Source organism: Pedobacter sp. UYP1, assembly GCF_040547305.1.
In the GTDB taxonomy this organism is placed as follows: domain Bacteria; phylum Bacteroidota; class Bacteroidia; order Sphingobacteriales; family Sphingobacteriaceae; genus Pedobacter.
Map to the genome: position 1 here is coordinate 1 of NZ_JBEPPL010000022.1, position 14,813 is coordinate 14,813.

General features: G+C 37.5%; 12 protein-coding genes. 6 read left to right on the forward strand and 6 right to left on the reverse strand.

The annotated features are described in order from the left end of the window. The 4 genes from ABIB30_RS25785 to ABIB30_RS25800 all read right to left on the reverse strand — a co-directional run. Positions 1 to 1,568, reverse strand: a 1,568-nt coding sequence (locus ABIB30_RS25785; RefSeq protein ID WP_354305908.1) for a condensation domain-containing protein, incomplete at its 3' end; no start/stop codon positions are given. A gap of 118 nt (positions 1,569 to 1,686) precedes the next feature. After that, entirely contained in the window at positions 1,687 to 2,781 is a 1,095-nt protein-coding gene (locus ABIB30_RS25790) for a glycosyltransferase family 2 protein (protein ID WP_354305909.1), read from the reverse strand. Between the two features lie 44 nt (positions 2,782 to 2,825). Beyond that, positions 2,826 to 3,548 carry a thioesterase II family protein gene (locus ABIB30_RS25795; RefSeq protein ID WP_354305910.1) on the reverse strand — a complete coding sequence of 241 codons (723 nt, stop codon included), beginning with the start codon at positions 3,546 to 3,548 and terminating at the stop codon, positions 2,826 to 2,828. Between the two features lie 45 nt (positions 3,549 to 3,593). After that, a complete protein-coding gene (locus tag ABIB30_RS25800) occupies positions 3,594 to 4,136 on the reverse strand; it encodes a UpxY family transcription antiterminator (RefSeq protein WP_354305911.1) in 543 nt (180 codons plus the stop codon). Between the two features lie 653 nt (positions 4,137 to 4,789). Here ABIB30_RS25800 and ABIB30_RS25805 point away from each other — a divergent pair. The 5 genes from ABIB30_RS25805 to ABIB30_RS25825 all read left to right on the forward strand — a co-directional run bounded on the left by ABIB30_RS25805 (position 4,790) and on the right by ABIB30_RS25825 (position 9,870). After that, complete coding sequence (locus tag ABIB30_RS25805; RefSeq protein ID WP_354305912.1) at positions 4,790 to 4,975, forward strand: hypothetical protein; 186 nt, start codon at positions 4,790 to 4,792, stop codon at positions 4,973 to 4,975. Positions 4,976 to 5,848: 873 nt separating this feature from the next. Continuing rightward, positions 5,849 to 6,202 carry an SHOCT domain-containing protein gene (locus ABIB30_RS25810; protein ID WP_354305913.1) on the forward strand — a complete coding sequence of 118 codons (354 nt, stop codon included), beginning with the start codon at positions 5,849 to 5,851 and terminating at the stop codon, positions 6,200 to 6,202. A 109-nt stretch (positions 6,203 to 6,311) separates the two neighbouring features. Continuing rightward, positions 6,312 to 6,644 carry a hypothetical protein gene (locus ABIB30_RS25815; RefSeq protein WP_354305914.1) on the forward strand — a complete coding sequence of 111 codons (333 nt, stop codon included), beginning with the start codon at positions 6,312 to 6,314 and terminating at the stop codon, positions 6,642 to 6,644. A gap of 156 nt (positions 6,645 to 6,800) precedes the next feature. Continuing rightward, positions 6,801 to 8,117, forward strand: a complete 1,317-nt coding sequence (locus ABIB30_RS25820; RefSeq protein ID WP_354305915.1) for an alkaline phosphatase family protein — start codon at positions 6,801 to 6,803, stop codon at positions 8,115 to 8,117. Beyond that, complete coding sequence (locus ABIB30_RS25825) at positions 8,101 to 9,870, forward strand: cytochrome-c peroxidase (RefSeq protein WP_354305916.1); 1,770 nt, start codon at positions 8,101 to 8,103, stop codon at positions 9,868 to 9,870. Before ABIB30_RS25820 ends, ABIB30_RS25825 begins: the two co-directional genes overlap by 17 nt. An 88-nt stretch (positions 9,871 to 9,958) precedes the next feature. On the opposite strand, the gene ABIB30_RS25830 is transcribed toward ABIB30_RS25825, so the two are convergent. Continuing rightward, positions 9,959 to 10,345: a hypothetical protein gene (locus tag ABIB30_RS25830; RefSeq protein ID WP_354305917.1), complete on the reverse strand. Its 387-nt coding sequence runs from the start codon at positions 10,343 to 10,345 to the stop codon at positions 9,959 to 9,961. 301 nt (positions 10,346 to 10,646) lie between these two features. Here ABIB30_RS25830 and ABIB30_RS25835 point away from each other — a divergent pair, with 301 nt between their 5' ends. Then, positions 10,647 to 12,422, forward strand: a complete 1,776-nt coding sequence (locus ABIB30_RS25835) for a tetratricopeptide repeat-containing sensor histidine kinase (protein WP_354305918.1) — start codon at positions 10,647 to 10,649, stop codon at positions 12,420 to 12,422. A gap of 95 nt (positions 12,423 to 12,517) precedes the next feature. Here ABIB30_RS25835 and ABIB30_RS25840 read toward each other — a convergent pair whose 3' ends face one another. Continuing rightward, a complete protein-coding gene (locus ABIB30_RS25840) occupies positions 12,518 to 14,806 on the reverse strand; it encodes a Gldg family protein (protein WP_354305919.1) in 2,289 nt (762 codons plus the stop codon). Between the last annotated feature and the right edge of the window lie 7 nt (positions 14,807 to 14,813).

The following is a 14,813-nucleotide window of genomic DNA, read 5'->3' on the forward strand; positions in this document are numbered from 1 at the left end:
TTCAGGATACCCAGGATTGCCACAAGCATCCATTCGCTCCGCTCCAGGCAGATCCCCACCAGATCACCGGCCTGTACCTGGTAATTTAAACGAAGATAATGGCCAAGCTGGTTGGCCAGCCCGTTTAACTCCTGGTAACTTAGTTGTTTCTCTTCAAACACCACTGCTGTACGACTTCCATGTGCTGTTGCCTGAAACTCGAAAAGCTCAGTAATCGTCTTGTCTTTCGGATAACCTACTTCTTCTCCGGTAGCTAACAGCGCTGCTTTTTCGCTTGTATCCAAATATGACAGATCGCGGATCAATAAGTCAGCAGTATTATAGCACGTATTTAATAAATTATTGAAATGTTTTAGTAATCGTTCAACAACAGCAGGAGTAAACAGATCTTCCAGATAATCTACTGATAATATCAGATCTTCACTTGAGGAGTATTCTAACAAATGAAATACAAGATTTTCCAGTTGTTCCCCGCTATTGATATATTCAATTGAAGCATTTAAATCATCAAGCTCATTTTTATAACTATTCTTTTGATAAGAAAAATTAACATGATAAATATTTCCCCTGATATCCAGATCTTGTAAAATATCATATAATGAATAACGCTGATGCTTATAGCAATTCTTTAACTCATTTTTAATGAGAATGAGTACTTCAGCAAAGGTAGCGTGTTCATCAAGATCAACAGAAAAAGGTAAAACATTTACAAATGTTCCGATTGTGTTTTTAAACTTCTTCGTTCTGCGATTAAAAACAGGAATACCAATAATGCCGCTATCATTATTATAAAACTTGTTCAGGATAAATAATATGGAAATGAAATAATGAAAGGGGGTGCAATTGTGAAGCTTAGAAAAAGCCTCAATTTCATTATATAAACGTCGTGGAATAATAAGGTTTCGACGTTTAGAAGTAAGAGATTTTGAATTTTCAGTTATAGTACATGATTCAAAAGCTTTAGATACCGGCCCCGATTTTAATCTGTTCTTCCAAAACGTTGCATCAGCTTCGAATTCATCAGATAGCCTATAAGCTTTATCATCATTAATAAAATCAGCGTACGGATATATATCAGTTACTGAAGGCAGACTAGCATGTGTTATATATGCTGTATAAAGTGTAATTACTTTATTAAAAAAAAGCGACATGGAATATCCATCAAAAATCAGATGGTGAACTTTAACGTACCAATAGCATTTGTCATTGGCAGCCTTAACCAAGCTGATTTTTAAAAGATTCTTATCCACTTCAAATGGAATGTGCATATCCTTGTGAATCCAGTCAAGACAACAGCCATCAGCATCTTTTTCCGTAGAAAAATCAATCGTAACTACATCATAACTGATAAAATCTTTATTATCAGAAAGAGGTATATCATTAAAAGCGTAATATCCAATTGCTATCACATCAGTTGTTGAAAGTACCTCCCTGATTGATCTTACTAATAAAGGTTCATTTAGTTTTCCATCTAAAAATCCATATCCTCCAACGTTATAAAGTAATGATTGTGTGTGTATATTCTGACTTAACCATATAGTTTCTTGTACTGCGGATATATTTTTCATTAATGGAGATATTTTAACAGATACCAATTGAACACGAAATATTAACCGACAGAATATTCACGGTTTATGTTCAGATCACTTATATTTCAGAGAACAACAGCATCACTAATGCTTAGATTTATTCAACTACAATCATTTTACTTCTATCATGATTAAGAAAGACCTCTCCTTCTCCCCATCCAGCACTATTTACAGAAATACGGTCTTCTAAATCATTATCTACGTATATTTTACGGTTAATACACTCTCCATATCCCATTACCACATCGTAATAAACTTCAGTTCCTTCTTCGATCCTTACCCAATGTATTGTTTGCTCTTCTGTTTTTGAGAATACGATTCCAGAATCATCTTTCACATAAGTGATAATTCTGCCATCTTCCAGTTCTAACGTTAAATCTTTGGCTGTTTCCTTATAATTGCCTTGCTTGTGACCATCTTTTTTTATACCCCATCCACCATACGTATTCACCCATTCCTTTTCGTCTTTTGTAACCAACCTATAATCTACCGAGAAAAAAGCATCGCCGTGCAGCAGATACAATACTTCAGCCTCATTAGTAAGTTCAGAATGCACCACATATACATTTTTCAGATTATTTAATAAGAAGTGATTCTCCAAACGTTCCTTCATGGTATGCCCAATAAACTTCAGATACTTTTCGTCATCTATGAAATATCTTTTACCATTGGCCTTTTCCATTCTACTTACCAGGTCGACATCATCAATGCCGTAACCAACAAGAGATTCATCAAACCCCCTTGTCAGATGTAATAACTCTCTTGAAAAACAAAGTTTACCACCCTGATCCCGTAAAGGAATATATGTTTTACGAATGGTAGTCATAATTGTATTTTTTCCATTTCTAAAAAACACCGAGTTTATCCACTCCGCATATTTTGGTCCGGCATAATTATCCGCATCAACCATACAAACGATATCACCGGTAGCTAACTTTAAAGCCATGTTTTTAGAATGAGATAAATCAAAATACTGCGGTTTATCTGTCTTATAATATTTCAGAATATTCGATTCTATGTATTCAGACATGTTTTCTTTTACCCACTCTTCCAATCCATCCTGAGAATTATAATCAAGTAAAACAAATTCAATATTTGGATATCCCATATTCTCTTTGATGTTTACAGGAAGTGTTTCTCGCAAATAGGTAAGTCTATTCATGCAGACAGTACAAATTGATATTTTTTTCATTTCTTAAATTTAATTATGAGGACAGGCTACAGCTTATTTATTTTTTAGATTGATGGAACGATATTATTCCTATAAATTTTATTGGTTACGATCTCCATTATTTCTGCAGGATAGTCCAAAATAAAAAAATGCTTTCCAGGCATCTGTTGAAAATCAATATTATGGGTTGTTTCTTTTTGCCATAATTTTATGTCTTCCATTTTCAAATCTTCATCAGTCCCGGTAATAACTGTAACCGGTATTTCAAGAAGTTCAGTAGTGGTATACATAAAAGTTTCTGAAATCCTAAAATCAGCACGCAGAATAGGTTCGAAATAGTCTAGCAGTTCATCGTTATTCAATACTTCTTCAGGGCATCCGTCGAGATCTCTTATTTCCTGAATAAATGCTTCTTTACTCATTAAATGACGCTGCTTTTCTCTTCTGGAATTGGAAGTAGGACCAGTAGTTCCAGTTATAAAAAGATGTTTCGGGGGTTTATGATTGCCTGCAATTAACTTCTTACATAAAAAGAAAGCCATAATACCTCCCATACTGTGTCCATAAAATGCATATTCATTTTTCCCGATATTTTTAATAATATCGATATACAAATCATCGATCAGATCATCAATATTTGTCATGAATTCTTCTTTAGTCCGCAACCCCCTTCCAGGGTACTCCATAGTAATCATATTAACACCTGGAAAGATAAATTCTTCAAAATCGCGGTACGAATACTTATTTCCACCTGCAAAAGGGAAACAAAACAGATCAAAATTTTTCATCAAAAAAAATTAAGTTTAGTATCTATGAGCTACGCCCACCAATTCTCAGTTGTAAACGAGACTGGCTAACCCGGTAGTCATATTTTCACAGATCAGATAGTCAGGCAATAAAGAAAGAATAATGCTCCTTTCAAGAATGCTTACTCTAACAAGGGCTCTGTTTTCCCCAAGGTATTTCACTATTTCACAATTCAGTCCAATTAATGGCCCATGTTGAATAATCATTTTCTGGCCCGGCTGAAACTGTCTTTCGGAAACCAAAATATCTTCGTCATTATTTAAAACCAATTTCAGATCATCAATTACTTTATCGTTTACCCGCACAATTTCCTTCCCCATTCTTATATAAGACACAACTCCATCTATTTCTAATACTTTTAAAAAAGTATTTATATCATTTAAGTAAATGAAAATATAAGAAGGAAAAAGTGGCACATCTATATATTTTTTTCGATCACTCCATGCTTTAAGCTTTCGGGTCAAAGGGAAAAAGAATTCAATCTCTTTATCTCTAAGCTGGTCACATATTTTTTTCTCGTGACGTGGTCTTGTATAAATAACATACCAACCATCATTAAAGTGCTTCATAAGCAAATGATAAAAATGAAATATAAATAACTATTAAGTTATAACATTAACAAATAAATAATAAATAATCTAAAAATGTTAAAGCTATCGCTGCCGTAAGTCACAAAAAAGCATTAATTACCTGATAACAACTATAAAATTAGTCTGAATAGAAAAACATAATAATGAAAACAGTTATCATTATGAATCAAGTTCATATCGCAATGTATATAATTATTTTATCTTATAGAATTTTAATTTCAATTAATTTCGTAAGAAATTACATAATCCAACAAAATAAATTCTAATCCAAATCCATTATCAGACAGAGGTAAGATGCGCTTCCAAATATTAATTATTAATACAATAAACAAAGAATAAATACATTATAAAACTATTTTTAGAACAATAATTTACTAACAATGCATTTTACTAATAAAACTCACCACAAGAGTGTTATTCATTAATTTGAAAAAAAAGAATGGCTCATTAAGTTAGCCAACAGGCGGCTTATCATTTAGTATCAGATACAAAATATCATTATTATGATGTTTGATAATTCTTTATTAATCCTTAAATTTAATGAATACTCGCTGCGAACTTGTAACAGCAGGTAGTATCATTATTGATTAACACAAGTGGTATCGTTACTGGTTAATATTTTAAATTGAAAAATGAAACAGAAATTCGGAAAACTATTTGTTTTAATCCCCGTTGGACTTCTTTTAATTTCTACTACAATTATTGCAATAAAAACGATGAATTTACCTGACTCGTTAGCAGGAATACTTTTCGGAATAGGGATCGGTCTTGAGGTCTTACCATTTATATTAAGTAAGAAAATAAAAGAGACAAATTAAATCAAGAAGAAACGTGCTGTGTAAGGTAATACTGGCAGTAACAGCATTTCTAAAACATCGTTTATAAAAACAAACTTAGTTCAGGTGAATAGGCCTTGCACTAATTTAAAACGACTTATCCCCTTTATACCAATGAAAACTTTTCGTAAGTTTCCGGAAGGCTTCTACTAAATCATCATTTGTCATAAACTTATTCGTAAAATGGATAGGTTTTTCTGTAGATGTTCCATATTGACTTTTTAAATCTTCCATTATGTGTCAAAAGAATTCCGCCTACACAGGAAGATCAATTTTACACTATAACCCTGTTTACCAGCACATTAACCAAATTTTCGAATTCTGCATTTTTATAGAGTTTCCAATCAATGTCTCTCCTGTTTGAACATGTTCTCCAGTTTGCTATAGATAATGTCTCAGTATCTTTAATACCAAACACTTTGGCTAATGTTTGAAAGCCATCATCATAACTGGAATTGAAATCCGCATATTTTTTATATGCAAGGAATAGTGGGATCTCGCATTCCCGGTATGATATCGAAAATATCAATACTTTTTTAGATTGCATTTACTTTACCCAGGCAGCACCGATTTCACTTCTTACCCATTCAGATTGCAAGGCTTAAGGTGACATAATTATTGCTAGGTATTCCTTTCCCTGATTCCATTTTCTATCTTCCATATTATAGAGTCTTCAACACCTATTTCCCATTTATCATACTATACTTCTATTCCAATTCGCTTTAAATCGCGATTAATTAGAGATAGAAATACGCTTCTTTTTCCCATTAAGCTTAAAAAAAACCTTTGTTACGGAAAACCTGAATTTTAACTTATTAAACACTTGTACTTTGTTTAAAATTCAAAAACAAAATTATGGGATTATTTATAGCTTGGTTTATTGGTGCAATAATAGCTGCAGCTATCGCTGACAACAGACAACTTGGAGCAGGATGGGCATTTTTTATTGCGATAATCTTTAGTCCGATTGTTGGAATCATAGTAGCCCTGGCATCATCCAAGAATATTGATGTGGAGTTGAAGAATAAATTAATTTTGACTCAGGACGAACTAATAAACAGAAAGGGTCATAATAGACTTACTACCGCTGAAGAGATAAAGCAGTATAAGTCTCTTTTGAATGATGGAATTATAACATCAGAGGAATTTAAAAAAAAGAAAAAACAACTTTTGGATATTAACCGTTCTTCAGAAGAATCCCCATCCTAAATTAATAGTATCCATCATTAGTTTCTACTGCTCCTGTAACAATTTAGTAGTTGAAATTTCACCCCGTTAGGAAAATACACCAATAAACTGTAGTTTCACCCATTCACTAATGGATCGCAAAAACAGAATCGGCATTTTCATTTTCACCCTGGGGGTGTTTCTGTTCCTGCTACGGCCCTTTCTGATCTATCAGGCAACTTCTGCTGAAAGCTACAAAGCAGATCCAATACGTGCCTCAAGTTTATTACAGCGCCAGATTAAAAAAAAGGACGATAACCACGAACAAGTGGCAGATATAGCTGTGATCCGGATACTTACTGAAAAGATAGCCGCTTGTCCGATTAGTTACCTATTTAATCATATTACGCAGGTTCCGGCTGTATATTACACGCTATGGAATCAGTTGATCTCCTATCACTGTTTCCAGCCAGGAGCACCATAGATGACATTTTTTTAGCTAAGGTAAGCGGGAACAATTCAGCTAGTGATGATCTTCTATTTAGTTAGGAATGAGATCTATCTGGAGATAAAACTCCCGAAACAAAGTCCACAATAACCTAGTCAATCTTAAATTCAATTTATATTCGTTCGATATTTTATGAGAACAATTCTCAAAAACTCATTTCTTTTACTGACTGTTTTCAGTTTAGGAACAGCACCGGCATTTGCGCAATTAAGTAAAGTGAAACACGTTGTAGTCATCTACATGGAGAACCACAGCTTTGATAATTTGTACGGGCAATTCCCTGGTGCAGACGGTCTGGCACAGGCGAAACAGGAAAATATTATTCAGCTAAACCAGGCAGATCAACCTTGCAATAGCCTACCTCCGATTCCACGCAGCAGCGCTTTCCCAACGAATCTGCCTAATACTTATTTTAACATCGATCAATATATAGCTGCTGATCAGGTGAGCCCGGATGTTACACACCGCTTTTACCAGGAACAGTTGCAGATCAACGGAGGTAAAATGAATAAGTATGCACACTATAACTTTACCAAAGGCTTCGCTATGGGTTATTACAGTACCAAAGATCTTCCGCTCTATGAGCTTGCAAAAAAATACACTCTTTGTGATCATTTCTTTCACAGTGTCTTCGGAGGTTCATTTCTGAATCACCAGTGGTTGGTCGCAGCTGCCACCCCCATGTTTCCCAATTCGCCTGCAAGTATCACAGCAAAAGTGGATGCTGATGGTCAACTAATCAAAGATGGTACGGTAACACCGGACGGTTATGCAGTGAACACAATCAATTCGGTCAATCTGCATCCTGCAGGTGCAAACCCTGCTTTCCTGGTACCGACACAGACCGGTCCCAATATTGGCGACAGAATGTCGGATAAAGGTGTTTCATGGGCATGGTACTCAGGTGGCTGGGACAATACCATCGCCGGCAAACCTGATCCTTCCTTTACTTTTCATCACCAGCCTTTTGCTTATTTCACCCGTTACGCTGAAGGAACGCAAGGCCGTAAAGAACATCTGAAAGATGAAACTGAATTTTTAGATGCTGCAAAAAAAGGGACATTGCCTGCAGTTTCATTTGTTAAACCTATTGGATTGGAGAATGAGCATCCCGGTGAATCGACTATTACTGGTGGAGAAAGTCATGCAGTGGAACTGATCAATGCGGTGTTGAACGGTCCCAATGGTAAAGATGCGGTCATCATTCTGACCTATGATGAGAATGGCGGCTTCTGGGATCATATCGCTCCTCCGCAAATTGATAAATGGGGACCTGGGACACGCATACCGGCCTTGATTATTTCGCCTTTTGCAAAAAAAGGTTATGTAGATCATACTAGTTATGAAACTGTGAGCATTCTTTCTTTTATTGAAAAGAGATGGGATCTGGAGCCATTGAATAACCGTGATAAACAAGCTGATCCTTTGAGCCATGCGTTCGATTTCTAAACTTGTTACCCTTGGTCTTTCTGTACTGTTAGCCGTGCCCCTTCTCTCGCTCCGGCAAGAGAATGTGCGTACAGAACAGATTAAACAACAATTAATTTGCCAGACGGATAGTTTATCGGATGCAATTCAATTGCTGCAAACGACAAAACTGGATATTAGCCAAAGTCAAATATTACAACAACGTTTCCGTATGGTACGGCTAGCTTATAAGCGGCTGGAGTGGGCTACAGAATATTTCGCCCCACTAATAGCAAGGCAAGTAAATGGTCCGCCTGTACCAGAAACTGAACTTAGCGGGCTGGTTATCCAGCCCAAAGGGTTACAAGTCATTGAGCAGTTCATTTTTCCGCATTTCGACCCGGATAAAAAAGCAGAACTGAAAGATTTGCTGGGTCAGCTGGCAATCAATGCGATTGAATTCCGGGAGTATTTCCGACACGCAGACTTACAGAACTGGCAGATTTTCGATGCAGCAAAGCTGGAGGTCTTTCGCATAGAAACAATCGGACTCAATGATTTTGATGATCCGCTTTCAAAAGGATGCTTTACTGAGTCAGCCACAGCATTGCAAAGTTTACAGGAAGTTACTGATCGTTATGGTCGTGTGACTGAATTTAATCCAGCTATTAATTATTTAAAGTATCCGGTGACTTTTGATCTTTTTGATCGTGCCGATTTTATTACCCATTATGCCAACCCACTGACCAGATCGCTCAAGCTATTAAAAGCGAGTATAACAATGCCGGATGTACGTTATAATCGTTTGCTTAATCAGGACGCGGCAACTCTTTTTGACACTAACGCTTTTAACCGCAATGCCTACACAGCTGAGCCAGGAGATTCAGCCACTACAAAAAAGATAATTTTAGGAAAAAAACTATTCTTCGATCCTATACTTTCTGGTAATAATAAACGCAGTTGTTCTTCTTGCCATAAGCCCAACCTGGCTTTTACTGATGGGCTCGTCAAAAACCTGGATGTAAGTGGTAAAAGGACGATTCAGCGTAATACGCCAACGTTGATTAATGCAGCTTTACAACCTGCCCAGTTTTATGACATGCGAGCGCCTTCTCTTGAAGATCAGGTTATGGCCGTAGTGCAGAACCGGGAGGAGATGCACGGCGATATGAAGATAGCTATCCGTAAACTCTGGGCCGATAGCAGTTATCGTAAATTGTTTAGTCTTACTTATCCGCAACAGGAGCGTAAAGGAATTGACACCTCTGAAGTAATGAATGCATTAGCGAGTTATATACGTAATTTAACAGCGTTGAACAGCCGTTTTGACGCTTATATGCGAGGTAATAAATACGCTTTGAAAAATGCAGAAATAGCTGGTTTCAATCTTTTTATGGGTAAAGCACGCTGTGGAACCTGTCATTACTTACCGCTGTTTAACGGGGTACAACCACCTCGCTATATGCAGATGGAAGCCGAAGTGCTCGGGGTACCGCAAAAAAGAGGCGGTAAACGTATAGATCCTGATCTGGGTTTATATAACGTTCAATCTTTAGATTTTAATAAACATGCTTTTAAAACAACAACTGTTCGCAATAGTGCACGGACTGCGCCTTATATGCACAATGGCGTATTCCGCACAATGGAAGAAGTAATCGATTTTTACAACAAAGGTGGTGGTATTGGGGCTGGCATCAGAGTTCCAAACCAAACGCTGGACTCAGCACCTCTGCAGTTGAATCAAAAAGAGAAAATCAGACTTATCGCTTTTATAAAGAGTCTGAATAGTATTTAAGTTTTATAAAAAAGGCCTGTTAGTTAAACTGCCCCCAGAAAGTGTCTGACTTTTTTTGTGCATTGCTAGTTAACAGGCCTTTTTATAATTAGGGTTGTGCTCTTGTTGCTTTGTCAAAGGATAATACAAGATTCTTCTGATCGATTTCTGTTAAAGGAATTTCACGTGTATTTTTCCCGGGACCAGCAGTAAAATAAACAGAGGCCTTAACTATTTTTCCTTTTTCCAGTCCGTCTTCAAATAAAGCAATCCCGAATAAAGTGCTGTCTACTTTAGAAGAAGCAATAATACTTACGGTACCTAAATTATAGTTGCCATTGTTTTTCAAGGTAACAACTCCGTCTTTGTAGGTATAGCTGAGCCCTTTAACTGTCGCAAGATAGGTTTTATTCTTACTGGTGACAGGTTGGTAGGTTTGGGCATAGCCTGAAATCCCAGCAATTAATAAAAGTGAGGCTAATAAGAATTTCTTCATGTGTTTTTTAGATTTGCACAAAAATAGTTTTTAAGGCAAAGATTTCAAAAGGCAGTTGGTATCATTATTTTAACACCAAACTATTATCTTTGCTGCCTGCCCTGTCCTGGTAATTCTTATGTCAATTTTGCGTACGTTCCTCCTCTGTTTATTTCTATCCTGTTGTTTTCAGATACTTTATGGTTTTCAAAAACCTGTAAAGTCAGGCCCTCCTGTACTGGATATCAGTGCCTGCGAAAAGTTAGTTATTCATTACCGTTATGACAAGCCCGATTCTGCTTTGTTTTTTGTAAATCTTGGGATGAAACTTGCAAAAAAGACTAAAGACGAAGAAGGTATAGCAAGAATGCTCAACCAGATGGGTATGATTGATGATAATTCAGGGAATGCTGTGTCTTCGAGACAACACTATCTGGAAGCACTCGAAATCTACAAACGCCTGAATAATTATAAGGGAATTATTAAAGAAAACATCCGGCTGGGTGTTGTGGAGAACAGGAAAGGTAATTCGGCAATGGCAATTCCCTATTTTCTTCAGGCATTAAAAATAAGTGAGCAAAATAAGGATAAGAGCGGAATTATGGAATCATACATTACTCTTGGTGAAGTGTATGCTTTTCGACATGACTATCAACGTGCAATCTCTTATTACAAGAAAGCTGAAGCGATCGGCACTACACTTCCTTTTTCAAGTTTGAAGTTAAATACTTGCCTGAACTTTGGAATTGCCTATAGGGAAACCGGTGAGCTATCCAAAGCCATTTATTACTTTGAAAAAGGTATCAGTCAAAGCAATTATCCTGAGATGATGGGATTAAATATTTCTCTTACGAATGGGCTGGCACAGGTATATGCAAAATCAGGAGAAACGGCAAAAGCCATTGAACTTCAGAAGGGAGCTTTGTTAAAATCAAGAAAGATCAGTAATAGCATCCGGGAGTTTCAGAGTTTAATGGCATTGGCAGAGAGCTATGAAACTTCCAACCGGGCAATTGCACTAAATTACCTTCAGCAAGCACTGAACGTTGGACAAACTAAAAAAGCTAATAAGCAAATTCTTGAAGCCTTATCTCATATCGCTGCCCTTTATGAGAAATCAGGAGATTATAAAGCCGCTTATCGGGTAAAGACAAGGCAATATAGCATCGCTGATAGTTTCTACTACAAGGATATATCACTTAAAATATCTAATCTGCAGGCACAATATGAACTTACGAAGTCTCAGGCCAAAGTTACACAGCTGAAGTTTGTGAACAATGAACAGTTGCTGGAACAAAGAATTATGTTCTGGATAATATCAGGTGTTACAGCTTTAATGCTTGTCCTGGGCTTTTACTTTTTTAAAATCAGGAAATTGAACCGGCTGATGAACAAGGCTAATGAAGATCTTGTACAGTCGAATAATGTAAAAGACAAGTTATTTTCAATTCTTGGGCACGATTTGAAAGCTCCGCTGGCTTCAATTCTCAATCTTCTTGTGCTGATAAACAGAGGCTGGTTATCTGACGAGGAAAAGGCGCTTATGCTCGGTAAGCTGGAATTACAATGTAATGCTACATTAGAGACGCTAAATCTTATTTTACGTTGGGGGCAAATGCAGTTAAAAGGCGTTATGATTAATCAGAGCGATGTAAGTCCGGAAAAGAAAATTAAACGCAATGTTTTGCTGCTGAAGGAAATGGCTGCCCAGAAATCAATTACTATTGAACAGGATATTGAACCGGATTTAAGAGTTTTTTGTGATGCAGATCATCTTGATTTTCTAGTTCGTAATATTATGTCCAATGCGATAAAGTTTACTCCTGTTGGAGGAACTATTCGTATCGCGGTAAAGGCTGATCAGGATAACCAGGTAATTTGCTCTTTTAAGGACAGTGGGATCGGAATAGAGAGTTCACGTTTGAAATCTATATTTAGTGTGAACAATGTGAGTACGATGGGTACGAATAATGAAAAAGGTACAAGTCTTGGTTTGGTTATTTGTAAGGAGTTTATTAATGCGAATGAGGGGAATATCTGGGTGGAAAGTGTAGTTGGTGAGGGTTCTGAGTTCTTTTTTACGCTGAAGAGGAAATAATCGGCTTTGCCCGCCAGCTTGCCCTGAATTTTATTTCGGAGCAAGCTTTTGGGAAAAAGCAAGTACCAACCGATATTTTAAAACGGTTAGTCATATTATTTACGTTTTCTGCGAATCAGGATCACCATTCCCATTAGAAAAATTACGCCTGGAATTACACCATTATAAATTATCTGTAACGCTTTTACACTGGTTCTTGTCAAAGTTGTTGCATTGTCCTTAGGCTCTGGCCTGCTCGTATCTATCGGGAATTCTCCATAAGCAAACCATTTAAAAATACCCTGTGCAAAACCTCCGTTAATAGTGGTCATGTTCATCCTGGACAATTCTGCATTACTTAAAAAGTCGGCGTCCCCAGACACCATGATCCGTTGTTCTCTATTGTTCCGGTTTCTACTGAGCATCAACGCAGTAGGAAAGCTCCCCTTCTGATCTTCAGCTTTAGCATCAAATACAGCTGCTGCCGAATCCAGAACGAGTGCACCTTTTTTCAACCAGCTATTTTCCGGATTTGTCATCAATAGCGGATGAATAGCAAAAGGCCCATTGGAATCATAGCTTAAGGTTGAGGCACCTGGCATGGACACTACCCACTTCTTCAAATAGTAAGGCTGTAATTCTGGAGTCATAGCCACTGCACCGGCAGCTAAAGTTGGTGTCAGCAGGTCATTTGAATAGTCTTTGCTCTGTTGAACAAGCATTCCGTCCAGCATTTTAACCCCTATTGACTCCAGCAATGGATTGATGACGCCTTGCTTACCTGGCTCTCCTGCAACCATCAGATTTCCTCCCCGATCGATATATTTCCGGAGTTTAGCAATCGCCCGCAGACTAAATGCCACTTTAGGATCAGCAATCACCAATGCTGCGATTCCCGCAGGTATTTCTCCATTTTCTAAAGAGACGTTATCTACATCAAATCCCTGATTGACCATTGAGCCTCTGCTCAGCTTTGTATTCGCCAAGGTTTTATAATCTCTATCTCCAATTTTATCAATGCTGCGCTGATATCCATCCGTTACAAAAACAACTTTAGAAGCCTTCACAAGCAGTCGTTTTAGTGCTGCGCCAGTTTCTGCTTCTTTAGGCCAAAAAAAACTATCAGGAGAAAATGTCCTTAAAAAAGTTGATTTGCCCTTATATTTTAGCTGCATCACCACACGTGCATTTTCCCCTTTCAGGTTAATCTTCTGCTTGATTTCGGCGGGCGTTAAAAACTTACGAAGGTCAAGTTTCATCAGGTTAGACATGAACATCACATAATGGTTAAATGTAAAATTCTGCTGTTTCAATTGTTCAGTGATCCCAGGTATGCTATCATAATAGTAGACCCATTTCATCTGAATATTGGGTTTAAACCGCAGGTAAGGTTCCCAACGGGCAATATCTGCAATCCGCTTATTTGGCGTCGCCTGGTTATAAGAGTCTTCCAGACCATTCACATATTCAGTCATCTCCACAGGTTCATCACCCATGTTTTTTAGAATTTCCTGCGTATTTTTACTGATTGTATTCTGTTTAGTCGCCGTTGCATCGTAATAACCAATCATCTGCTGACGGGAGCTTACATAGGTAATGGTTAGACCAACCAACACAATTAGCCCATATCTCATCACTTGTTGCAACGCTGTTTTCGATACCCGCTCCAATTCCAGTTTAGTAATTGTTAAAGCAAGAAAAATCCCGGAAATCACCAGGTAATAAATGACATCACGGCTATTCAGTAATCCCGACATCATACGTGCGGTACGATCCGGCATAGAAAGGCTATGGGTCAGGTCTCGGATAAAATCAATCCCCTGTCCAACTCTACCAATATAATTCATGAAAGCGAGCACGACAAAAGTACTGATCGCAGCTACTGCCTGATAAGTAGTTAAGCTGGATACAAAAATCCCTATGGCTGCAAAAGTATTGAGCATTAAATAAATGGCCAGTAGTGCAACTAAAATATGCGGGTAATCGAAATGAGGGATATAAATAGCTCCAATCACCACAAAAAGACAGATCACTACCATAATCATCAGGTTATACAACATCATGGATAAAAACTTCCCGTAGACCACATGGCTTAATTTCACCGGAGAAGAATACAGTAATTTTATACTCCCACTGCTGGTTTCCCTGCTGATGATGCCCATCGTAATCAAAGGAATATAGAGGTACAACTTATCCAGAACAGCACTCAGGACGCCCGCATATTCCATGTTTACAAATAGCTTATCTGTAAGCGCGTTGAGTGTTTGTCCGCGTGCCAATTCAGGTAACCTGGGGGTAAAGCCCATAGTCATTTGTACAAATAGGATGAGCAACATCAGCCAGGCAATCGGTGAATAAAATAGCAGGCTGAGTTCCAGCCTGGCTATTTGTATTATTTTCTTCATATGTCTA